This window comes from Actinomadura sp. NPDC000600 (assembly GCF_040492135.1).
GTDB lineage: Bacteria > Actinomycetota > Actinomycetes > Streptosporangiales > Streptosporangiaceae > Spirillospora.
In genome coordinates this window covers 142,482-164,592 of the sequence record NZ_JBEUPD010000013.1, presented here as the reverse complement: position 1 = coordinate 164,592, position 22,111 = coordinate 142,482, and the positions used below count along the sequence as shown (strand labels likewise).

At 72.7% G+C, this 22,111-nt stretch carries 19 protein-coding genes; 8 read left to right on the top strand and 11 right to left on the bottom strand.

The genetic code is table 11. From position 1 onward, the window contains the following. From ABWI07_RS20640 to ABWI07_RS20605, 8 genes are all read right to left on the bottom strand, one after another. Positions 1-1,161, bottom strand: coding sequence for an aldose epimerase family protein (locus tag ABWI07_RS20640; protein ID WP_353819508.1), 1,161 nt, complete (start codon positions 1,159-1,161; stop codon positions 1-3). Positions 1,162-1,209: 48 nt separating this feature from the next. Then, positions 1,210-2,730, bottom strand: a complete 1,521-nt coding sequence (gene araA, locus ABWI07_RS20635) for an L-arabinose isomerase (RefSeq protein ID WP_353819507.1) — start codon at positions 2,728-2,730, stop codon at positions 1,210-1,212. Between the two features lie 11 nt (positions 2,731-2,741). Further along, the gene (locus tag ABWI07_RS20630) at positions 2,742-3,416 is read right to left on the bottom strand and encodes an L-ribulose-5-phosphate 4-epimerase (protein ID WP_149258660.1); all 675 of its coding nucleotides are present in this window, start codon (positions 3,414-3,416) and stop codon (positions 2,742-2,744) included. Further along, positions 3,416-5,071: a ribulokinase gene (araB, locus tag ABWI07_RS20625; protein WP_353819506.1), complete on the bottom strand. Its 1,656-nt coding sequence runs from the start codon at positions 5,069-5,071 to the stop codon at positions 3,416-3,418. Before araB ends, ABWI07_RS20630 begins: the two co-directional genes overlap by 1 nt. 40 nt (positions 5,072-5,111) lie before the next feature. Beyond that, a complete protein-coding gene (locus tag ABWI07_RS20620; protein WP_149258661.1) occupies positions 5,112-6,101 on the bottom strand; it encodes a LacI family DNA-binding transcriptional regulator in 990 nt (329 codons plus the stop codon). Between the two features lie 238 nt (positions 6,102-6,339). Continuing rightward, positions 6,340-7,569 (bottom strand): acyl-CoA dehydrogenase family protein, encoded by a 1,230-nt coding sequence (locus ABWI07_RS20615; RefSeq protein WP_353819505.1) that lies wholly within the window; start codon positions 7,567-7,569, stop codon positions 6,340-6,342. Between the two features lie 109 nt (positions 7,570-7,678). Beyond that, the gene (locus ABWI07_RS20610; RefSeq protein WP_200841791.1) at positions 7,679-8,662 is read right to left on the bottom strand and encodes a glucosyl-3-phosphoglycerate synthase; all 984 of its coding nucleotides are present in this window, start codon (positions 8,660-8,662) and stop codon (positions 7,679-7,681) included. A gap of 155 nt (positions 8,663-8,817) precedes the next feature. Then, on the bottom strand, positions 8,818-10,254 hold the full coding sequence (locus tag ABWI07_RS20605; RefSeq protein ID WP_149258664.1) for a helix-turn-helix domain-containing protein: 1,437 nt from the start codon (positions 10,252-10,254) through the stop codon (positions 8,818-8,820). Positions 10,255-10,404: 150 nt separating this feature from the next. Between ABWI07_RS20605 and aceA the strand changes: the two genes are divergently transcribed. The 5 genes from aceA (at position 10,405) to ABWI07_RS20580 (ending at position 16,141) form a co-directional block, all read left to right on the top strand. Further along, on the top strand, positions 10,405-11,688 hold the full coding sequence (gene aceA / locus ABWI07_RS20600) for an isocitrate lyase (protein ID WP_149258665.1): 1,284 nt from the start codon (positions 10,405-10,407) through the stop codon (positions 11,686-11,688). A 238-nt stretch (positions 11,689-11,926) separates the two neighbouring features. Further along, positions 11,927-13,444, top strand: a complete 1,518-nt coding sequence (locus tag ABWI07_RS20595; protein ID WP_149258666.1) for a M1 family metallopeptidase — start codon at positions 11,927-11,929, stop codon at positions 13,442-13,444. 105 nt (positions 13,445-13,549) lie between these two features. Next, entirely contained in the window at positions 13,550-14,338 is a 789-nt protein-coding gene (locus ABWI07_RS20590; RefSeq protein ID WP_149258667.1) for an ABC transporter permease, read from the top strand. Then, positions 14,331-15,149 (top strand): ABC transporter permease, encoded by an 819-nt coding sequence (locus ABWI07_RS20585; RefSeq protein ID WP_235036698.1) that lies wholly within the window; start codon positions 14,331-14,333, stop codon positions 15,147-15,149. Before ABWI07_RS20590 ends, ABWI07_RS20585 begins: the two co-directional genes overlap by 8 nt. Next, positions 15,149-16,141 carry an ABC transporter ATP-binding protein gene (locus ABWI07_RS20580; RefSeq protein ID WP_235036699.1) on the top strand — a complete coding sequence of 331 codons (993 nt, stop codon included), beginning with the start codon at positions 15,149-15,151 and terminating at the stop codon, positions 16,139-16,141. The genes ABWI07_RS20585 and ABWI07_RS20580 overlap by 1 nt, the downstream gene beginning before the upstream one ends. Here ABWI07_RS20580 and ABWI07_RS20575 read toward each other — a convergent pair. Both ABWI07_RS20575 and ABWI07_RS20570 read right to left on the bottom strand, forming a co-directional pair. Continuing rightward, positions 16,090-16,755, bottom strand: coding sequence for a response regulator (locus tag ABWI07_RS20575; RefSeq protein ID WP_353819504.1), 666 nt, complete (start codon positions 16,753-16,755; stop codon positions 16,090-16,092). The two genes, ABWI07_RS20580 and ABWI07_RS20575, sit on opposite strands and share 52 nt — an antisense overlap. Beyond that, on the bottom strand, positions 16,752-18,380 hold the full coding sequence (locus ABWI07_RS20570; protein ID WP_149258669.1) for a sensor histidine kinase: 1,629 nt from the start codon (positions 18,378-18,380) through the stop codon (positions 16,752-16,754). Before ABWI07_RS20570 ends, ABWI07_RS20575 begins: the two co-directional genes overlap by 4 nt. A gap of 158 nt (positions 18,381-18,538) precedes the next feature. Here ABWI07_RS20570 and ABWI07_RS20565 point away from each other — a divergent pair, with 158 nt between their 5' ends. The 3 genes from ABWI07_RS20565 (at position 18,539) to ABWI07_RS20555 (ending at position 21,463) form a co-directional block, all read left to right on the top strand. Further along, positions 18,539-19,384 carry an ABC transporter ATP-binding protein gene (locus tag ABWI07_RS20565; RefSeq protein ID WP_200841792.1) on the top strand — a complete coding sequence of 282 codons (846 nt, stop codon included), beginning with the start codon at positions 18,539-18,541 and terminating at the stop codon, positions 19,382-19,384. Then, positions 19,374-20,333 carry an ABC transporter permease gene (locus ABWI07_RS20560; RefSeq protein WP_200841793.1) on the top strand — a complete coding sequence of 320 codons (960 nt, stop codon included), beginning with the start codon at positions 19,374-19,376 and terminating at the stop codon, positions 20,331-20,333. Before ABWI07_RS20565 ends, ABWI07_RS20560 begins: the two co-directional genes overlap by 11 nt. Before the next feature lie 74 nt (positions 20,334-20,407). Then, positions 20,408-21,463 carry an ABC transporter substrate-binding protein gene (locus ABWI07_RS20555; RefSeq protein WP_353819503.1) on the top strand — a complete coding sequence of 352 codons (1,056 nt, stop codon included), beginning with the start codon at positions 20,408-20,410 and terminating at the stop codon, positions 21,461-21,463. A 98-nt stretch (positions 21,464-21,561) separates the two neighbouring features. On the opposite strand, the gene ABWI07_RS20550 is transcribed toward ABWI07_RS20555, so the two are convergent. Then, entirely contained in the window at positions 21,562-22,032 is a 471-nt protein-coding gene (locus ABWI07_RS20550; RefSeq protein WP_149258671.1) for a hypothetical protein, read from the bottom strand. Between the last annotated feature and the right edge of the window lie 79 nt (positions 22,033-22,111).

The following is a 22,111-nucleotide window of genomic DNA, read 5'->3' as shown; positions in this document are numbered from 1 at the left end:
TCAGGCTCCGAACTGGTAGACGGTCGAGGATCGGTAGACCTGTCCGGGCTTCAGCTCCGTCGAGGGGAAGCCCGGCTGGTTCGGCGAGTCGGGGAAGTGCTGGGTCTCCAGCGCGAACCCGTCGCCCTGCCGGTAGACGCGGCCGCCGGTGCCGACCAGCGTGCCGTCGAGGAAGTTGCCCGAGTAGAACTGGAGACCGGGCTGGTCGGTGGAGATGGACAGGGTCCGGCCGCTCGCCGGGTCCTTGACGCGCGCGGCGGTCTTCCAGCCGGACCCGTCGAGGACGAAGTTGTGGTCGTAGCCCTGGCCGTAGAGGAGCTGGTCGAAGCCGGTGCGGATGCGGGCGCCGATCGCGGTGGACCTGGTGAAGTCCAGCGGGGTGCCGCGCACCGGGGCGATCTTTCCGGTCGGGATGAGCTCCGACGAGCCGACGGGGGTGTACCGGGAGCCGTTGATCTGGAGCCGGTGGTCGTAGACCGTGCCGCTGCCCTCGCCGGACAGGTTGAAGTAGGAGTGGTTGGTGAGGTTGACGACGGTCGCCTTGTCGGTGGTGGCGCGGTAGTCGAACCGGATGGCGTTGCCGCGCGTGACGGAGATGGCCACGTCGGTCTTGAGGGTGCCGGGGAAGCCCTGGTCGCCGTCCGGGCTGGTGTGGGACAGCCGGAGCGCGACGTTGCCGCCGGCGGTGTCCGGGGTCGCGGACCAGACGCGCTGGTCGAAGCCGGTCGTGCCGCCGTGCAGCGTGTTCCCGTTGTTGTTGGTCGTCAGCTGGTACGTCTGCCCGTCGAGCGTGAACCGGCCCTTGGCGATGCGATTGCCGTACCGGCCGATGAGCGCGCCGAAGTACGTGCTGTTCTTGGTGAGGTAGTCCGACAGGGTCGGGAAGCCCAGCGTGATGTTGGCGAGCCTGCCGTGCCGGTCGGGCGTCTCGATGGTCTGGATGATGCCGCCGTAGGTGATGACGCGGATGCGCGTCGACCCGTTGGTCATCGTGTAGCGCCAGATCTTGGTGCCGTCGGGCATCGTGCCGAACAGGTCCTTGGCGATCCCGGCCTTCAGGTGCCGGTCGGACGCCGTGGAGGAGGGGGCGAATCCGCCGATGGCGGCGCCGGCGAGCGCTGCCAGCGCGGCCAGCCGTACTGCGAAGCGTGATCTGGTCATGGGACGGGTTTCCTCACAGATCTCGTGGGGTGGGGGGTGTCCTGGCGGCTAGAAGCCCTGCGCCAGGCGGTGGTACGCCTGGTTCCAGCGCATCTCGCGGCGGAACCGGGCGACATCGGTGTCGCGGTCGACGACGAGCAGCTCCACACCCGTCATCTCGGCGAGATCGGCCAGGATCTCGGTGGTGACCGCCTGGGACAGCACCGTGTGGTGCGGTCCCCCGGCCGACAGCCAGGCCTCGGTGGAGGTGCGGAAGTCCGGGCGGGGCGCCCACACGGCCCGGGCCACCGGAAGCCGCGGCAGCGGCTCCGGCGGCCCCACCAGGTCGATCTCGTTGGCGACCAGCCGGAACCGGTCGCCGAGGTCGGTCAGCCCGACGACGAGACCCGGTCCGGGCGCCGCGTCGAACACGAGCCGGACCGGGTCCTGCCGGCCCCCGATGGCCAGCGGATGCACCTCGCAGCTCGGCACGCCCGCGGCGATGGAGGGGCAGACCTCCAGCATGTGGGCGCCCAGGATGAGCTCCTGGCCCGGGACGAGGTGGTAGGTGTAGTCCTCCATGAAGGAGGTGCCGCCGGGCAGTCCCGCGGCGGCGCTCTTGAGGGCCCGCAGCAGCAGGGCCGTCTTCCAGTCGCCCTCCGCGCCGAAGCCGAGGCCGTCGGCCATCAGGCGCTGCACGGCGATGCCCGGCAGCTGCCTGAGGCCGCCGAGGTCCTCGAAGTTGGTGGTGAACGCCTGGTAGGACCCGGCGGCGAGGAAGTCGCGCAGCCCGAGCTCGATCCGCGCGGCGTCGCGCAGCGCCGTGTGGCGTTCGCCGCCGGACCGCAGCTCGGGGGCGACGGCGTAGGCCTCCTCGTACTCGGCCGCGAGGCCGCCGACCCGGTGGTCCGGTACCGCGTCGACGGCCGCGACGAGGTCGTTGACGCCGAACGCGTTGACCGAGGCGCCGAACCGGATCTGCGCCTCGACCTTGTCGCCCTCGGTGACGGCGACGTCCCGCATGTTGTCGCCGAAGCGGGCGAGCCGCAGCGTCCGCAGGTCGGCGGCGCCGCGTGCGGCCCTGACCCAGGACCCGATCCGCGCGCGGACCGCGGGGTCGTCGGTGTGCCCGGCCACCGTGGTGCGCGCCATGCCGAGCCGGGTCTGGACGTGGGCGTGCTCCCGGTCGCCGTGCGCGGCCTGGTTGAGGTTCATGAAGTCCATGTCGATGCTCGCCCACGGCAGCGCCGCGTTCGCCTGCGTGTGCAGGTGCAGCAGGGGCCGGAGCAGCGCGTTCAGCCCGGCGATCCACATCTTGGCGGGCGAGAACGTGTGCATCCACGTGATGACCCCGACGCAGTCGTCGTCCGCGCCCGCCTCGAGCATCGTCCGCCGGATGGCCTCCGGGTCGGTCAGGACCGGGCGCCACCGCACCGCCGCCGGGATGCCCTGATCCTCGTCCAGCGCCTGGGCGATCCGCCGTGACTGCTCGGCGACCTGGCGGAGGGTGTCCTCGCCGTACAAGGACTGGCTTCCGGTGAGGAACCAGACGGTCGGTGCCATCGCGTGGCCGCTCCCTTCGTTCGTCATGGACTCGCTCGTCATGGACGCTGTCCGTAGGCGTTCCGGTAGCGGTCGTGGAGGCGGTCGATGTCCTCGGGCCGCAGCGGGACGGGATCGCCGAGCTGGCGGGCGAGGTGCACCGCCCGCGCCGCGTCCTCGCACATCACCGCGGCCTTGACCGCGGCCCGCGCGTCCGCGCCGATGGTGAACACGCCGTGGTTGCGCATGATCACCGCCGGGGAGCGGTGGCCGCGCAGCGTGCCGACGATGCCGCGCCCGATCGAGTCGTCGCCGATGGGCGCGAACGGGCCGAGCGGGATCTCCGCGCCGAACTCGTCGGCCATGGCGGTCAGGACGCAGGGCACCGGCTCCCCGCGGGCGGCCCAGGCGCAGGCGTACGCCGAGTGGGTGTGCACCACCCCGCCGACCTCGGGCATGTGCCGGTAGACGTAGGCGTGCGCGGCGGTGTCGCTCGACGGCCGCAGGTCGCCCTCGACGACCGCGCCGTCCAGGTCGCAGACCACCATCGCGTCCGGGGACAGGTCGTCGTAGGAGACGCCGCTGGGTTTGATGACCATCAGGTCGTGCCCGGGGACCCGGGCGGAGACGTTGCCGGCCGTCCACACGACCAGCCCGTACCTGACGAGCTCCGCGTGCAGGTCGCTGACGGTCCGCCGCAGCGCGCGGACCTGCTCGGCGGGCGTACCGGGCATCAGAGGTCTCCCTTCGAGCCGAGCGCGTCGTCGCGCAGCCGGCGCAGCCGGTGCAGGACCGCGCTGCTCGCCTCGCCCCGGGCGGCGAAGTGGTCGTGCAGCTCGCGGTACTCCGCGTAGAGGAGGTCATGGGCCCCGGCCCTGGCCGGGTCCGGCGTGTAGGCCGCGGTGACCACCCGGCCCATCGCCGCCGAGGCCTCCGGCACGTCCCGGTAGGCGCCCGCCGCGACCGCGGCGTGGATGGCGGCGCCGAGCGCCGGCGCCTGGTCGGAGGCGGCGATCGAGACCGGCCGGCGCAGCACGTCGGCGTAGATCTGCATCAGCGCCGCGTTGCGCTTCAGCCCGCCGGCGACGACGAACTCGCCGATCGGGATCCCGGCCGCTTCGAAGGCCTCGACGATGACGCGGGTCCCGTAGGCCGTCGCCTCCATGAGCGCGCGGTAGACCTCCTCCGGCCGGGTGGCCAGGGTCATCCCCACGACCACGCCGGACAGGTGGTGGTCGACCAGGACCGACCGGTTGCCGCCCATCCAGTCCAGCGCGACCAGCCCGTGCGAGCCGACGGGCGCGGAGGCGGACGCGGCCGCCAGCTCCTCGTGGTCGCGTCCGGTCATGCGGGTCCACCAGGCGAAGACGTCGCCCACCGCGCTCTGGCCGGCCTCGTAGCCGTAGGCCCCGGCGGTGATGCCGCCGTCCACGACACCGCAGATCCCCGGCACGTCCGCGAGGACCGCGCTGTTGACCACGTGGCAGGTCGACGTCCCCATGATCGCCAGCAGCCTCCCGTCCTCGACCGCGCGGGCGGCCGGGGCGGTGACATGGGCGTCGACGTTGCCGGCGGCCACCGCGACGCCCTCCGGCAGCCCGGTCAGGCGGGCCGCCTCGGCGGTCAGCGTCCCCACCCGCGACCCCAGCGGGGAGAGCGGATGGGCCAGCCGGGTGGCCGCGAAGTCGGCGAAAGCCGGGTGGAGGGCGGCCAGGTAGTCGGCGGAGGGGTAGGCCCCGTCCTGGTAGATGCCCTTGTAGCCGGCCGTGCAGGCGTTGCGCGTCTCGCGGCCGCACAGCTGCCAGACGATCCAGTCCGCGGCCTCGATCCAGCGTTCCGTCCGACGGTAGGCGTCCGGATCCTCCTCCAGTACCTGCAGCGCCTTGGCGAACTGCCACTCCGAGGAGATCCGGCCGCCGTACCGCTTGATCCACTTCTCCCCGCGCTCGTGCGCCAGCGCGGTGATGCGGTCGGCCTGCGGCTGGGCCGCGTGGTGCTTCCAGAGCTTGGGCCAGGCGTGCGGCCGGTCGGCCAGGTCCGGGAGCTCGCACAACGGGGTGCCGTCCGAGCGGACGGGGAGCACCGTGCAGGCCGTGAAGCCGGTGGCGATCCCGATGACGTCGGCCGGGTCAACCCCGGCCTCCGCGATCGCCGCGGGCACGGCGGTGCGCAGCACCGCCCGCCAGTCCTCGGGGTTCTGCAGCGCCCAGTCGGGCGGGAGCGGCTCCCCCGTGCCGGGCAGCTCCCGCTCGATCACCGCGTCGGCGTAGTCGTGGACGGCGCCGCCCAGTTCGGCGCCGTCGGCGACCCGGACGACGACGGCCCGCCCGGACAGCGTGCCGAAGTCGACGCCGACGACGCAGGCGTCCGGCGGGATGTTAGCGCTCACAATTTCCTCGTCAGCAAAGTCGGGGAGGGCATCGGTCGGGTCAGGGACGCGGGGTCGGCCGGGCGCTGGACCTGACCACCAGCTCCGGCGGGATCAGCACATTTCCCGGCGGCCCCGAGGGTTCGTTCAGCCGCTGCACGAGCAGTTCCAGCGAGCGGCGGCCCAGTTCGCCGAAGTCCTGGCGCACCGTGGACAGCGGCGGGATGAAGTAGGCGGCCTCCGGGATGTCGTCGAAGCCGACCAGGCTGACGTCGTCGGGGACCCGGCGGCCGGCCTCGTGCAGCGCGCGGAGCACGCCCAGGGCCATGTGGTCGTTGGCGCAGAACACCGCCGTGACCTCGGGGTCCTCCGCGAGCCGCCGGCCGGCCTCGTAGCCCGACCGGGCGCTCCAGTCACCGGAGAGCATCTCCGGCACCGGCGCGCCGGCCTCGGCCAGCGTGGCCCGCCACCCCTCGGCCCGGCCCACCGCGTCGAGCCAGGATCCGGGTCCCGCGAGGTGGTGGACCGTGCGGTGGCCGAGGTCGAGCAGGTGGCGGGTCGCCGCCACCGCGCCGGCCCGCTGGTCGATGGCCGCCATCGGGACCCGCGCGGTCAGCCCGCACCCGGCCCCCACCAGCGGCACGAGCCGGCCGGCCTGCGCCAGCACGTCGTTCGTCGAGGTGTGCGGGGCGATCACCACGACGCCCTCGACGGCCTGCTCCGCCAGCCGCCCGACCGCGTCCAGCAGGGCCCGCCGCGTGATCGCGCGCAGGCTGACGATGCTGACGAAGAAGTCGGCGTTGCGGGCGGCCTGCTCGATGCCGTGCAGCATCGACGCCGGCCCGTAGAGCGTGGATTCGAAGCTGATCACGCCGAGCGTCCTGGAACGCCTGGTCACCAGGGTCCGGGCCGCCGGGTTCGGCCGGTAGCCGAGCTCAGCGATCGCCGCCTGCACGCGGGCGCGGGTGCGCGCCGAGACGTTCGGATGGTTGTTGACCACCCGCGACACCGTCTGGTGCGACACCCCGGCGAGCTGGGCGACGTCAGCCATGATCGGAGGATTCGGCGGTCCCTGTTGCGACAACGTCTCCTCCTCTGCGATCGCGCCGGCGCCCGGGGGGCGTTGCGTAGGTCGATTGTGAGCGTGAACAATTCCACCGTCAACCCCTCGAAGCGATCACTTCCCCCGAGGCACGATCCGGCCAGCGAAGGGCCCGGCGCCGGCGATCCCGAAGTCACTGATCACCGATGCCGGGCCCGGACGTTCCCGCTCCGACGCGGAAAGGCGCCTAGCGCACGGGCAGGCCGGTGACGGTGCGGCCGATGACCAGGCGCTGGATCTCCGAGGTGCCCTCGAAGATCGTGAAGATCTTGGAGTCGCGGTGCATGCGCTCGACGGGGTACTCGCGGGTGTAGCCGTTGCCGCCGAGGATCTGGATGGCCTCCTCGGTGACGTGGACCGACATCTCGCTGGCCATCAGCTTGGCCATCGAGCCCTCGGCGTTCTGGAAGTCCTTGCCGGTGCGCGCCATCCACGCGGCCCGCCACACCATCAGGCGGGCGGCGTCGAGGCGGCACTTCATGTCGGCCAGCTTGAAGGCGATGGCCTGGAAGTCGCCGATCTTCTTGCCGAACTGCTCGCGCTCCTGCGCGTACTGGAGGGCGTACTCGTAGGCGGCGCGGCCGACGCCGAGGGCCATCGCGCCGACCGACGGGCGGGTGGTCTCGAACGTCTTCAGCGCGGCCTGGCCCTTGGAGCTCTTGCCCTCGCGGGTGCGCGCGATGCGCTCGTCGAACTTGTCCTTGCCGCCGACGATCAGGTGGGAGGGGATCCGGACGTCGTCCAGGATCACCTCGGCGGTGTGGGAGGCGCGGATGCCGTGCTTCTTGAACTTCTGGCCCTGCCGCAGGCCCGGGGTGCCCGGCGGGACGATGAAGCTGGCCTGGCCGCGGCTGCCGAGCTCGGGGTACACCGAGGCGACGATGACGTGGACGTCGGCGATGCCGCCGTTGGTCGCCCAGGTCTTGGTGCCGTTCAGCACCCACTCGTCCTTGGCCTCGTCGAACACGGCGCGGGTGCGGATCGAGCCCACGTCGCTGCCGGCGTCGGGCTCGGAGGCGCAGAAGGCGCCGAGCTTGATGTCGTCGGTGGTGCCGAACATCTGCGGCACCCACTCGCTGACCTGCTCGGGCGTGCCCACGGCGGCGACGGACGCGGCGGCGAGGCCGGTGCCGACGATCGACAGGGCGATGCCCGCGTCGCCCCAGAACAGCTCCTCGAACGCCACCGGGATGCCGAGGCCGGTCGGCTCCAGCCACTGGGTGGCGAAGAAGTCGAGGGAGTAGATGCCGACCTTGGACGCCTCCTGGATGAGCGGCCAGGGGGTCTCCTCGCGCTCGTCCCACTCCTCGGCGGCGGGGCGGATGACGTCCTTGGCGAACTCGTGCACCCAGTCCCTGACCTCGCGAACGTCCTCGCTGGGCTCCAGCGAGAACGGCGTCTGCTCCGCACTCGTCATGATTAATTGACCCTCTCTCCAATATCGCCTGTTACCAACGGTAGCACCATCTGGAGTTACCGCGGGTAACACATCGGGCGGAGGCGCCGCGCGGGAGCGGCGGAGGCCGCTAGCCGCAGCCCGGCGAGATGGATCGAGCGGCGCTGTAGCCGGGGACCTCGATCATCGGCGGGCGCTCCCCCACGGCCACGTCGGCCGTGCGGGCGTCGTGCCCGTCCGCGGCGCGCCGGAACCTGGTCAGCCCGGTGGAGGGGGCCGCGAGGGGGATCATCCGGCCGTGCCGCTCCAGCCGCGACCAGGCGGTCAGCATGATCTGGCCGGCCATCGCCCCGAGCGCCTCGGTCGACTGGTGCGTGTGGATCCGGCGGCCCAGGTCGACCTGCGCGATCGCGTCGAGTCCGGAGTCCTGGTGGACGTCCAGCAGCAGGCCGAGCTCCACGCCGTAGCCGGTCACGAACGGCAGCCGCTCCAGCAGCGCGCGGCGCCCCGCGTACTCGCCGCCGAGCGGCTGCATGACGCCGGCCAGCAGGGGCCAGTGGAGGTTGATCAGGGGGCGCGCGACCAGCTCGGTCACCCGGCCCCCGCCGCCCTCGACGCGCCGCTCCCCCTCGACCAGCGGCCGGTCGTAGCAGCCCTTGACGTAGCCGACGGACGGGTCGGTCAGCAGCGGGCCGAGCAGACCGGTCACGTAGGAGGAGGTGAACTCGCGCAGGTCGGCGTCCACGAACACGATCAGGTCGCCGGACGTCACGGCGAGGGACTTCCACAGGGCCTCGCCCTTGCCGGACATGCGGCCCTGCTCCGGCAGGACGGCGTCCTGCGCCACCACCTCGGCGCCGGCCGCGGCGGCCACGGCGGCGGTCCGGTCGGCGGAGCGGGAGTCGACGACGACGATCTCGTCCACCAGCGGGATCCGCTCGACCAGGTCGGTGCGGACGGCCGCGACGATCGCGCCGACGGTCGCCTCCTCGTCGCGCGCGGGCAGCACGACGCTGATCCTCGTCGCGCCCTTGGCGGCGAGCAGGAGGCGCGGCGGCCAGTCCTCCGCCGCGCTCGTACGGCGGGCCAACCACGACGCGACCTCGGGCAGCACGCGCTCTCCCTTCCGTGTGGGGCGACCGGGACCGGGCGTCCTGCGGCCGGTGTCCCCTCCCCTACCAGGAAACGCCGGATCCCCCCAGATCATTCACCGTTCGCGCCGCGATCGGCGAACCGACCCGAAGGTTTAACGGCGCCACAACACGCCCGTCACTCGGCGGCGTGCCGGTCCAGGAACTCGTAGACGTCAGCCTCGTCGACGCCGGGGAACGCTCCCGGCGGCAGGACCGACAGGACGTGCGAGTGCGCGCGCGCCGACGGCCACGCCATCCCCTCCCACCGGTCGGACAGGGCCTTCGGGGGCCGCTGGCAGCAGTCGCCGTCCGGGCAGGCCGACCTGACCCGCCGGGTCGTCTCCCGGCCGCGGAACCACCGGGAGTCCTCGAACCGGACGCCCAGCGTGATCGCGAAGTCGCGCTCGTGGCTGGGGTCGATGTGCGACAGGCACCAGTACGTCCCGTTCGGGGTGTCGGTGTACTGGTAGTAGACGGAGTAGCGGTCCGCGGCGCCGAACACGTGCCGCCCGGCCCATTCCCGGCACATCCGCTGGCCCTCGATCGCGCCGTCCTCGTCCTGCGGGAAGGCCAGGCCGTCGTTGGCGTACGCCTTGTAGATCGTGCCGTTCTCGTCGTTCTTGGTGAAGTGCAGTTGGAGGTCGAGGTGGTGGGTCGCGACGTTGGTGAAGCGGTGCGCGGCCATCTCGTAGGAGACGGAGAACACGTCGGCCAGGTCCTCCACCGACAGCTCCCGCGCGGCCTTGGCCTCCTGCAGGAACGGGACGACGGTGCGCTCGGGCATCAGGATCGCGGCGCCGAAGTAGTTGGCCTCGACGCGCTGGCGCAGGAAGTCGGCGAAGTCGCGCGGCTGGTCGTGGTCGAGCGCGATGTGCCCGAGGGTCTGCAGCAGGATCGTGCGCGGCGTGTGCATGCCGAGCTGCTCGCGCTCCAGGTAGATCCGCCGGTTGCGCAGGTCGGTGACCGACCGGACCGAGCGGGGCAGGTCCTGGACGTACTGCAGGCTGAAGCCGAAGTGCCCGACCAGCGTCATCAGCAGCCCCTGCGACACCGCGCCGCGCCGGTACCCGACCGCGTCGAGCGTCTGGGACGCGACGCGCTCGATGTCGGCGAAGTGGTTGCCGCGCTCGTGCATCTGGCGGCGCAGCTCGGCGTTGGCCTTGCGCGCCTCCTCGGGGCTCGCGGTGGGCTTGGTGCGGCTGCGTTTGAGCTCCCCGTACAGGGCGAGGATGTGCTCGATGACCTCGTTGGGCATCCGCTTGCCGACCTTGAGGTGCGACAGGCCGAGCGTCCGGTACAGCGGGTCGCGCTGGGCCTCCTCCAGCTGGATCTCCAGCTGGGCGCGCCGGCTCGGGGGCTGGCGGCGCAGCAGCTCCTCGACCGGGCACTCCAGCGCGGTGGCGAGGGCCTGCAGCAGGGAGAGCTTGGGCTCGCGCCGCCCGTTCTCCAGCAGGGACAGCTGGGACGGGGCGCGGCCGACGCGCTCGCCGAGTTCCGACAGGGTCAGGCCTCGGGCGCGCCGCAGATGGCGGAGGCGCTGCCCGAACGTGACGAGATCCACGTCACTCGTCAAGTTGAGGGGTTCTTCTGTCCGCAAGGTCGTCACCGCTTCATCATAGCGGAAATTTCGCACTTCTTCTGTTACTCGCCAGTTCATAACGGGGTTGCGGTCCGGGCATAGTCGTGAACGAGCACCCAGGGGACGACACGGAAGGGCAAGACGATGAGCGCAAGTCGCCTCAAGGGCGCAGCCGAGGAGCTGCAGCGACAGTGGGAGACCGACCCGCGGTGGAAGGGCGTCGAGCGGACCTACACGGCCGAGGACGTCGTCCGCATCCGCGGTTCGGTCCAGGAGGAGCACACCCTCGCGCGCCTCGGCGCGGAGCGGCTGTGGAAGCTCCTCCACGAAGAGGACTACGTCCACAGCCTCGGCGCGCTGACGGGTCTGCAGGCCGTCCAGCAGGTCAAGGCGGGCCTGAAGGCCATCTACCTGTCCGGCTGGCAGGTCGCGGCGGACGCCAACCTGGCGGGCCAGACCTACCCGGACCAGAGCATCTACCCGGCGAACTCGGTCCCGGCCGTCGTGCGCCGGATCAACAACGCGCTGCTGCGCGCCGACCAGGTCCAGTGGGCCGAGGGTGAGGGCGACACGCACTTCCTCGCCCCGATCGTGGCCGACGCCGAGGCCGGCTTCGGCGGCGTGCTGAACGCCTTCGAGCTGATGAAGGGCATGATCGCCGCCGGCGCCGCGGGCGTGCACTGGGAGGACCAGCTGGCCTCCGAGAAGAAGTGCGGCCACCTCGGCGGCAAGGTCCTCATCCCGACCTCGCAGCACATCAAGACCCTCAACACCGCCCGCCTCGCCGCGGACATCTCGGGCGTGCCGTCTCTGATCATCGCGCGGACCGACGCCGAGGCCGCGACCCTGATCACGACGGACGTGGACGAGCGCGACCGCGAGTTCATCACCGGCGAGCGCACCGCCGAGGGCTTCTACCGCGTCCGCAACGGCATCGAGCCCTGCATCGCCCGCGCCAAGGCCTACGCGCCGCACTCCGACCTCATCTGGATGGAGACCGGCACCCCGGACCTGGAGCAGGCCCGCAAGTTCGCCGAGGCCGTGAAGGCCGAGTACCCGGACCAGATGCTGGCCTACAACTGCTCGCCGTCCTTCAACTGGAAGGCGCACCTGGACGACGCGACCATCGCGAAGTTCCAGCGCGAGCTCGGCCACATGGGCTTCAAGTTCCAGTTCATCACCCTGGCCGGGTTCCACGCGCTCAACTACGGCATGTTCGACCTGGCGCACGGCTACGCCCGCGAGGGCATGACGGCCTACGTCGACCTGCAGGAGCGCGAGTTCGCGGCGGCCGAGAAGGGCTTCACCGCGGTCAAGCACCAGCGCGAGGCCGGCACCGGCTACTTCGACATGGTCAGCACCGCGATCAACCCCGAGTCCTCCACGACGGCCCTGAAGGGCTCGACGGAGGAGGGCCAGTTCCACTGACCCTCGCCGGCCGGCGCCGCCGGCCCCGCTCTCCGGCCTGATCCCCAGGACCCCGAAGGCCCCCGCGTCCCTACACCCGCGGGGGCCTTCCGGTGTCCCGGGACACGTCGCGCCTCCTTTCCCGCCTCTGTGGTCCCTCCTTACGTTCCGGCCACATTCGGCAATGGACCTCGACAAGCGCCGCCGGAGGGGCGCATCGTGAGCCCCGCCAGTCGATCTCTCTGAGAGAGGACCCCTGATGGCGCGTCACCCCCGGTCCATCCGCTCCCGGGCGATCCCCGGAAGGATGCTGCCGCTCGCCGTCGCCGCGGTGAGCGTCGTCGCGCTCGCGCCCGCCGCCGCCGCCGACGGGCCCGCACACCAAGGACGCTTCACCCCCGGCGCACCCGGTGTCGGCGACTCCTACTTCCCGCTGGAGGGCAACGGCGGCTACGACGTCCGGCACTACTCGCTGGACCTGAGCTACGACCCCGACTTCGACCAGCTCGACGGCACCGTGACCGTCACCGCGCGGGCCACCCAGAACCTGTCGCGGTTCGACCTCGACCTGTCCGGGATGGACGTCGACAAGGTCTGGGTCGACCGGCGCCGGGCCCGCTACGAGCGGCACGGCCAGGAGCTGGTCATCACACCGCGCCAGGGCCTGCGGAAGGGGCGGACCTTCACCGCCGTCATCAGGTACGGCGGCGTGCCGCAGACCATCGTCGGCTCGCCGATCGTGTTCGGCTCCCCCTACGGCTTCCTGCACACCCCCGACGGCGCGTTCGTCGGCGGCGAGCCGAACGGCGCCAGCACCTGGTTCCCCGTGAACGACCACCCGAGCGACAAGGCCACCTACGACTACACGATCAGGGTGCCGGAGGGCCTGACGGCCGTCGCCAACGGGCGCCCGACGGGGCACCGCTCCGCCGTCGCCGCCTTCAGCCGCCGCGCGGCCAAGACCCGCGCCGAGGTCTTCACGTGGCGCGAGGACAGCCCGATGGCGAGCTACCTCACCACGATCGACATCGGCAAGTGGACCGTGAAGCAGGGCCGCACGCCCGGCGGCGTCCCCAACTACACCGCCGTCGACCCCGAGCTGCTGGCGAACCAGCCGGACGCGGTGAACTTCTTCTACGACACCACCAGCGAGGTCACCGACCTCTGGTCGAAGACGTTCGGGCAGTACGCGTTCTCCAGCACCGGCGCCATCGCCGACGACGCCCGCTTCAACGGCCAGCCGCTCGGGTTCTCCCTGGAGACGCAGAGCAAGCCGGTGTACTCGGCCGTGCGCAGCACCGGCACGATCGCGCACGAGCTGGCGCACCAGTGGTACGGCGACGCGGTCTCGCCCGCGCGCTGGAAGGACGTGTGGCTGAACGAGAGCTTCGCCACCTGGTCCGCGTGGTACTACACCGAGGTGCACGGCGGCCGGTCCGTGCACGACGCGGCCCGCGCCACCTACGCCGCCCGCCCCTTCCCCGACCGCGAGGGCCGCCCGTACTGGTCGGTGCTCACCGCCGACCCGCAGCGCGACACCATGTTCAACGACCGCGTCTACAGCGGCGGCGGCATGATGCTGCAGTTCCTCCGCGAGAAGATCGGCGACGAGAAGTTCCTCACGCTGCTCCGCACGTGGTACGCCCAGCACAAGTACGGCAACGCCAGGACCGAGCAGTTCACGGCGCTGGCCCAGCAGGTCGCCGGGCAGGACCTGAGCGGGTTCTTCAAGGACTGGCTCTACTCCCCGGTCAAGCCCGACATCCCGCAGGGCTGACCCTCCCCCGCCCGTGGACCGGGCCCCCGGCGCGCCAGGCCGGGGGCCCGGTTCTGTGCGAAAGTACGTGGTCGGAGCCGCGCCGCCTGTCTAGGCTTCCGGCAAGTGGGCGTTCTTCCGTGGGTGTGGTGGTACGGGTTCCGGCGCCACGCCGCCTATCCGCTCGGATCCCTCACCGAGTCGCTCACCAACACGATGTTCGGCTTCATGCGCGCCTACGTCCTGCTGGCGCTCTGGGAGGTCCGGCCGTCCCTCGGCGGGTACGCGGCCGCCGACGCCGTGACGTTCTGCTTCGTCACCCAGGCGCTGATCGGGCCGGTGCAGGTCTTCGGCGGGATGGAGCTGACCGAGCGCATCCGCAACGGGGACGTCGCGATCGACCTGCACCGGCCGGCCGGGCTGCAGGGCTGGTGGCTGGCGCACGACCTCGGCCGCGCGGCGAGCTCGCTGGTGCTGCGCGCCGGGCCGCCGCTGGTGGCCGGCGCACTGGCGTTCCCGTTCCGGTGGCCCGCCCCGGCGAACCTGGCGGCGTTCGCGGTGGCGCTCGTCCTCGCGACGATCGTCAGCTTCGGGCTGCGCTACCTGGTGGCGATGGGGATGTTCTGGCTGCACGACGACCGCGGCCTGAGCGCCGTCACCCTGGTCATGTCGCTGTTCTTCTCCGGGATGATCCTGCCGCTCGTCGTGTTCCCCGGCCGCCTCGGCGAGATCGCCGAGGCGCTGCCGTGGTCCGCGCAGATCCAGGTGCCGGCCGACGTGTTCCTCGGCCGGTACGACGGCGCCGGGCTGGCGGGCGCGCTGGCGTTCCAGGCGGGGTGGGCGGCCCTGCTGCTCGGGGCGGGCGCGCTGGCCACGCGGGCGGCCCGGCGGAGGCTGGTGGTGCACGGTGGCTGATCCCGCGGTGACCGGCGCGCTGCGCGTGTACGGGCTGCTCGCCTGGACGTGGATCCGGGCGGCGGCGCAGTACCCGGTGTCGATGGTGCTGCTCGGCCTGGCCACGGCGGTGGTCTCCGTGCTGGACGCCGCCGCGATCATGGTGCTGTTCTCGCGGGCGCCGCGCATCGCCGGGTTCGGCGTGTACGAGGTCCTGTTCCTGTACGGCACGTCGGCCCTGTCGTTCGCGCTGTCCGACATCGTCCTCGGGACGACCGAGCGGCTCGGGGCCCACGTGCGGGAGGGGACGCTCGACGCGATGCTGGTGCGCCCGGTGAGCCCGCTGGTGCAGATCGCGACGGAGGGGTTCACGCCCCGGCGGCTCGGCAAGCTCGTCCCGGCGGTGCTGGTGCTCGCGTACGCGCTCGGCCGGCTGGACGTCGCCTGGACGCCTGGCCGGCTCGCGATGGTCCCGGTGATGGTGCTGTCCGGGGCTGCGATCTTCGGCGGGCTGTGGGTGCTGACGGCCGCGGTGCAGTTCGTCCTGGTCGACAGCCACGGGGCGAGCAAGTCGGTCACCTACGGCGGCGCCTTCCTCACCCAGTACCCGATGACCATGTTCGCCCGCGACCTGGTCCGCGGGGTGACGTTCGCCGTGCCGCTGGCGTTCGTCAACTGGCAGCCCGCGCTGTACGTCCTGGACCGGCCCGATCCGCTCGGGCTGCCGGACGCGGCGCGGTTCGCCTCTCCGGCCGTCGCCGCCGCGCTGTGCGCGGCGGCGGCGACGGCGTGGCGGGCCGGCCTGCGGCACTACCGATCGACAGGGAGCTGATGGCGGTGCCGATGATCGAAGCCGAGGACGTCGTCAAGTCGTTCACCGTGCGGGCGCGCTCGGGCGCCCTGCGCCGGACGCGGCGGCGGGTGCGCGCGGTGGACGGGGTGTCGTTCACCGTCGAGCGGGGCGAGTTCGTCGGCTACCTCGGCCCGAACGGGGCGGGCAAGTCGACGACGATCAAGATGCTGACCGGCATCCTCACCGCGTCGTCCGGCACGCTGCGGGTGTGCGGGCTGGACCCGTCGCGGCGCCGCACGACGCTCGCGCGCCGCATCGGGGTGGTGTTCGGGCAGCGGACCACGCTGTGGTGGGACCTCCCGCTGCGCTCCAGCCTGGCGCTCGTCCGGCGGCTCTACCGCGTCGAGGCGGCCGCGCACCGGGCCCGGCTCGCGGAGCTGACCGCGCTGCTGGAGCTGGAGCCGTTCCTGGACACCCCGGTCCGGCAGCTCAGCCTCGGCCAGCGGATGCGGGGCGACCTCGCCGCGGCACTGCTGCACGACCCGGAGCTGCTCGTCCTGGACGAGCCGACGATCGGCCTGGACGTGGTGAGCAAGGCGACCGTCCGCGACTTCCTGGAACGCGTCAACGCCGAGCGCGGCACCACGATCCTGCTGACCACGCACGACCTCGGCGACATCGAGCGGCTCTGCCGCCGCGTCATGATCATCGACCACGGCCGGCTCGCCTACGACGGGGGGCTGGACGAGCTGCGGCGCACCGTGGACGCCGACCGGACGCTGGTCGTGGAGCTGGCGCGGCCGGCCCCGCCGATCACCTTGGACGGGATCGAGGCCGAGCGGGTGGAGGGGCCGCGGCAGTGGCTCCGGCTGCCGAACGCGGCGAACGCGGCCGCCGTCGTCGCCGCGCTGGCGCGCGACCACGAGGTCCGCGACATCTCGCTGCGCGAGGCGGGCATCGAGGAGGTCCTCGCCGGCCTCTACCGCGGCGACCACGCGTACTGGTGCTCGGGGCGGCCCGTCGCGCCGTAGCGGAGCGTCACCACGACCCGCCCGGCCTCGGCGAGGGCCGCGAGGTAGCGCTGCGCGGTGGCGCGGGAGATGCCGACCTGGTCGGCGATCTCGGCCGCGGACCGCGGCTCGTCGGCCCGCCGGAGCGCGTCGCTGACCAGCCGCGTCGTCACCGGCGACTGGCCCTTCGGCGCGGGGGTGCGGGCGTGCAGCGGCGCGTACAGGGCGCGGACCGCGCCGTCGAGGGCCGCCTGCGACAGCTCGCTCTCGCCGGACAGCGCCTCCCGGTACCGGGCGTAGGCGGTGAGGCGCTCGTTCAGCGCGGCGGCGGTGAACGGCTTGACCAGGTAGTGCAGGGCGCCGTGCCGGAACGCCTCCCGCACGGCGCGGGGGTCGGCGGCCGCCGTCGCCATGATGACGTCGGCGTCGAGCTCGGGCAGCAGGCTGAGGCCCGAGGCGTCCGGCAGGTAGACGTCCAGCAGGACGAGGGCGGGCCGCAGTTCGGCGGCCATGGCCCTGGCCTGCGCGGCGCTGTGGGCGAGCCCGGCGACCGCGAAGCCCCGCAGCGCCGCCACGAATCCGGCGTGGACCTGCGCGACGCGGAAGTCGTCGTCCACCACCAGCACGTCGATCATCGCACCGCCTCCGCGCCCAGCACCCCGGGGAGCCGGGCGACCGCCACGGCCCCGCCCCCGTCCGGCCCGCCCGTTCCCGCGTCCACGAAGGTCACGTCGCCGCCGCGGGCGCGGGCGGTGCGGCGCGCGAGGCCCAGCCCGAGCCCGCGCGAGCGGCCCGCCGCGGTGTCGCGGGTGGAGACGCCGTCGTCGAAGACGGCCTCGCGGAGCCCGTCCGGCAGCCCGTCGCCGGAGTCGGTGACGGTGGCGTGCAGGTCGGGGCCGTCGCCGAGCAGCTCGACCTCGACGCGGGCGGGCCGGCGCCGCCCGAGCCGCGCGGCCTCGACGGCGTTGTCGACGAGGTTGCCGACGACGGTCGTCACGTCCAGGGGGTCGGCGACGCGGCCCGGCACGTAGCTGCCGGCGCCGATGTCGAGCCGGACGCCCTTCTCGGCCGCGACGGCCGACTTCGCCGACAGGAAGGCGCGCAGGTACGGGTCCGAGACGGGGTCGGGCAGGTTGTCGGGCGCCGGGGCGCGGCGCGCGGCGTCCTCCATCAGCGTGCCGATGTAGTCGGCGGCCTCCTCGCTGTGGCCGAGTTGGAGCAGGCCGGACAGGGTGTGCAGCCGGTTGGCGTACTCGTGGCGCTGCGCGCGGAGCGCGTCGAAGAGCGTGCTGACCGAGTCCAGCTCGCGGGCGAGCGTCTCCAGGTCGGTGCGGTCGCGCAGGGTGACGACGGCGCCGAGGTCGCGGCGGTGCCTGCGGACCTCCCGCCGGTTGACGACGAGGACGCGGTCCCCGGCGGTGACGAAGAGGTTGGTGGCGTCGCGCCGCCCCGTCAGGACGTCCCGCAGCGCGCCCTCCGGGGCGAGGCCCCCGGCGGACGCGCCGCGCTCCGGTGCGACGCCGAGCAGCCGGGACGCTTCGTCGTTGCAGACCGCGACCCTGCCCGCGCTGTCGACGGCCACGACGCCCTCGCCGACGCCGTGCAGCACCGCCTCCCGCTCGTGGACCAGCTCCACCAGCTCGTACGGTTCGAGGCCGAGCGTCTGGCGCTTCAGCCTGCGGCCGATCGCGGCGGACGCGACGACGCCGAGCAGGACGGCGCCGGCGACGAACAGCGACATCTCGCGCAGCAGGCGGCCGAGCTCCCGGTCGATGGCGCGGGCGTCGAACCCGACGCTGACCTCGCCGAGGATCCGCCCGCCCGGCCCGTACAGCGGCACCTTGCCGCGCGCGGACAGGCCGAGCGTGCCGCGCTCGACGCGGACGACCTCCCGCCCGGCGAGGGCGTCGGAGGGGTCGGTGCTCACGTGCCGGCCTAGCTCCAGCGGGTTGGGGTGGGACAGGCGGAGGCCGCGGCCGTCGGTCACCACGACGAACAGCGCACCCGTCCGGACCCGCACCCGCTCGGCGCGGTCCTGGACGAGCCCGCCGGGATCGTCCACCGCGACCGCCGCCGCGATCTCCGGGTCGGCGGCGACGCTGCGCGCCACGGTGAGCGCCCGCTGGCCGTACTGGTCGCGCAGCCGGCCGTCGAGCATCCAGGCGACCAGCCCGTACCCGAGGACCGCCACGACGACGACCACGCCCACCTGCAGGATCAGCACCTGGCGGGCGAAGGAGATGCGGGGCCGGACGGACATGACGTGCACCGTAGACCATGCCGGCCCGGCCGCCCAGACCCCGCGTGAGCAGAACGCGCAGAACCCCGGCTAACGCGCTTAACGTGGGGATTCGCGGCTTGCGAGCACATCGCGGGCAAGGGTTCCGGTGACGCGCGCCACATTCGTACGGTGCCGCCGTGTCCACATCAGCAGCACCCAAGCGAGAAGGCTCCGAGCGAGCCGCCGGACCAGTGATCGAACTGGCCGGCGCCACCAAGCGCTTCCGGTCGGCGGGCGGCGTCCACACGGCGGTCAGGGACCTCCACATGTCGGTGGGGCCCGGCGAGTTCGTCGCCGTGGTCGGCCCGACCGGCTGCGGCAAGTCCACCACCCTGTCCCTCGTCTCCGGGCTGGAGCCGGCGTCCGAGGGCCGCGTCCTGGTCCACGGCCGGCCCGTGGACGGGATCCCCGACGGCGTCGGCTACATGTTCCAGAACGACGCCGTCCTGCCGTGGCGGTCCGTCCTGGACAACGTGGCGGCGGGCCCCCGCTACCGGGGCGCGTCCAAGCGCGAGGCCCGCGACCGCGCCCGCGACTGGGTCGCGCGCGTCGGCCTCGCCGGGTTCGAGGGCTACTACCCCCACCAGCTGTCCGGCGGGATGCGCAAGCGCGTCGCGCTCGCGCAGACCCTCGTCAACGAGCCGTCCGTGCTGCTCATGGACGAGCCGTTCTCCGCGCTCGACGTGCAGACCCGGGGCCTCATGCAGGACGAGCTCCTGCGCCTGTGGTCGGGGTCCGGCGCCGCCGTCGTGTTCGTCACGCACGACCTGGAGGAGGCGCTCGTGCTGTCCGACCGGGTCGTGGTCATGACCGCGGGCCCCGCGACGATCAAGGGCGTGTTCGACGTGCCGCTGGAGCGGCCGCGCGACGCCGAGGAGGTCCGGCTCACCGGCGGGTTCCTCGAGATCTACCGCGAGGTGTGGGACTCGCTGCGCGAAGAGGTCCAGATCACCCGCGAGAGAGGGGCCGGCCATGCCGCGTGAGACGAAGACGCATGAGACCGAGACACGCGAGGCGAGCGCGCGCGAAACGGAGACCGCCCCGGCGGCGGCCGCCGGCGAGCCCGGGCCGGCGCCGGGCGCGTCCGGGCCGGGCGACCAGGGCGACCGGGCGGCGATCGCGCGGCTGCGCACCGCCGGGCTGCGCCGCACCCTCGGCGTCACCGCCGTCCGGGTCGCGCTCGTGGCGGCCTGGCTGGGCTCGTGGGAGCTGGCCGCGCGGAGCTGGATCGACCCGTTCTACTACTCGATGCCGTCGAAGATCTGGGAGCGGCTCGTCGACTGGTTCACCGAGGGCACCTCGCAGGGGTCGATCTGGGAGCAGATCTCGGTCACGCTCCAGGAGGCCGTCGCGGGCTTCGCGCTCGGCGCGGCGGGCGGCGTCGTGCTCGGCATCGTGCTCGGCCGCAGCCGGTTCCTGGCGGAGGTCTGCGCGCCGTTCATCAAGGCCGTCAACGCGATCCCGCGCATCATCCTGGCCTCGCTGTTCATCATCTGGTTCGGGCTCGGCATGCAGTCCAAGATCGCGACGGCGTTCGTGCTGGTGTTCTTCGCGGTCTTCTTCAACGCCTTCCAGGGCGCCCGCGAGGTCGACCGGAACCTGGTCAACAACGCGCGGATCCTCGGCGCGGGGCGGCTGCAGGTGCTGTGGACGATCGTGGTGCCGAGCGCCACCTCGTGGATCCTCGCCTCGCTGCACTCGGCGTTCGGCTTCGCGATCATCGGCGCGGTCGTCGGCGAGTACACCGGCGCCGACAAGGGCCTCGGCCTGCTCATCAACCACGCCCAGGGCACCTTCGACGCCGCCGGGATCTACGCCGGGATGATCATCATCACGGTGCTGGCGCTGCTCGCCGAGTACCTGCTCACGCTGTTGGAGGGCCGGCTGCTGCGCTGGCGCCCCGCCGCGTCCGGGCACGACGTCCAGATCTGACGCCGCGCCTTCCCGCCCCTCTCCTCCCCACCCCTCCTCCTTCCCACCCCTGTCGCACGACCAGGAGAACCGTCATGCCCAGCACCTCCGTCCGGGCCGGCGCCGCCGCGCTCGCCGCCCTCACCGCCCTGTCGGCCCTGTCCGCCTGCCGCGACTCCCGCGCCGGGTCCGGCGGGGACGGCGGCTCCGGCGGCACCGTCAAGATCATGATCGGCGGCATCGACAAGGTCATCTACCTGCCCGCCAAGCTCACCGAGCAGCTCGGCTACTTCAAGGAGCAGGGCCTGGACGTCCAGCTGCTCACCGAGCCCGCCGGGGCGCAGGCCGAGAACGTGCTCATCTCCGGGGACGTCCAGGGCGTCGTCGGCTTCTACGACCACGCCATCCACCTCCAGACCAAGGGCAAGTGCGTCCAGAGCGTCGTGCAGATGGCGGACGTGCCCGGCGAGGCGGAGATGGTCTCGGCGTCCAAGGCGGGCTCCCTGACCTCCCCGGCCGGGTTCAAGGGCAAGAAGCTCGGCGTGACCAGCCCGGGATCGTCCACCGACTTCATCACCCGCGCGCTGGCCGTGCGCAACGGCGTCAAGACGTCCGACTACACGACGGTGAAGGCCGGCGCGGGCCAGACGTTCATCTCCACGATGGAGAACGGCGGCATCGACGCCGGCATGACGACCGACCCGACCATCGCCAAGCTCGTCAGCACCGGCAAGGCCAAGGTCATGGTCGAGATGCGCACCGAGGAGGGCACCCGCCGGGCGCTCGGCGGGCTCTACCCGTCCAGCTCGCTCTACATGGACTGCGCGTACGTGAAGGCGCACGGGGAGACCGTGCAGAAGCTCGCCAACGCCTTCGTCAAGACGCTCGGCTGGATCAAGCAGCACAAGCCGGCGGAGATCGCGGCGAAGATGCCGAAGGACTACGCGGGCGGGGACCCGGCGCTGTACGAGAAGGCGGTCGGCGACTCGATCAGCATGTTCAACGGGGACGGCGTGATGAAGCCGGACGCCGCCGAGAACGTCCTGAAGGTGCTGGCGCAGTTCTCCCCCGAGGTCGCGGAGAAGAAGGACGAGATCGACCTGGGCAAGACCTACACCACGCAGTTCGTCACCAAGGCCAAGCAGGGCTGAGCGCAGTGCCGGGGTGAACGCAGTGCCGGGGTGAACGCCCCGGCGGAGCCAGCCGGACGCGGTGACGCGGGCCGGGCCTCGCGCGGAGGCCCGGCCCGTCAGCGCCCCCGGGTGGAGTAGAAGTCGACGCCGCCGTCGTCCTCGCGGTGGCCCGAGCCCCAGCGCCGCGGCGCCCAGGTGGGCATCAGCAGCGCGAACCCCATCATCCCGTAGATCCCCGAGCCGAGCAGCATGCGCAGCCCGAAGTCCATGTCGCCGGCCGGCGGCACCTTGCCGGGCAGGTCGAGGGCGCGGCCGGGGTCGGCCAGGAAGTAGGCGGACGCGCCGAGCAGCGCCAGCGCGGGCACGAGCGAGACCAGCGGCGACGCCCACCGCGCGACGATGACCACGCCCATCACCAGGCCCACGGCGGCGAGCAGGGCGAACGCGCCGTAGATGCGCGTGCGGTCGGTGATCTCCTGCCCGGTGCCGTCGAAGGACTGGCCGGCCTGGACGTACCCCCAGGCCGCGCCGTACAGCAGCGCGGGGGTCAGCAGGACGCCGAGGACGAAGCCGAAAGCATGGCGCACCGCGCATCACTTCCATTCGAACGCGCCCGCCGCAGGGCGCGGGTTCCGGTAGCGCCTCAATCACAACACGCGCATCGGC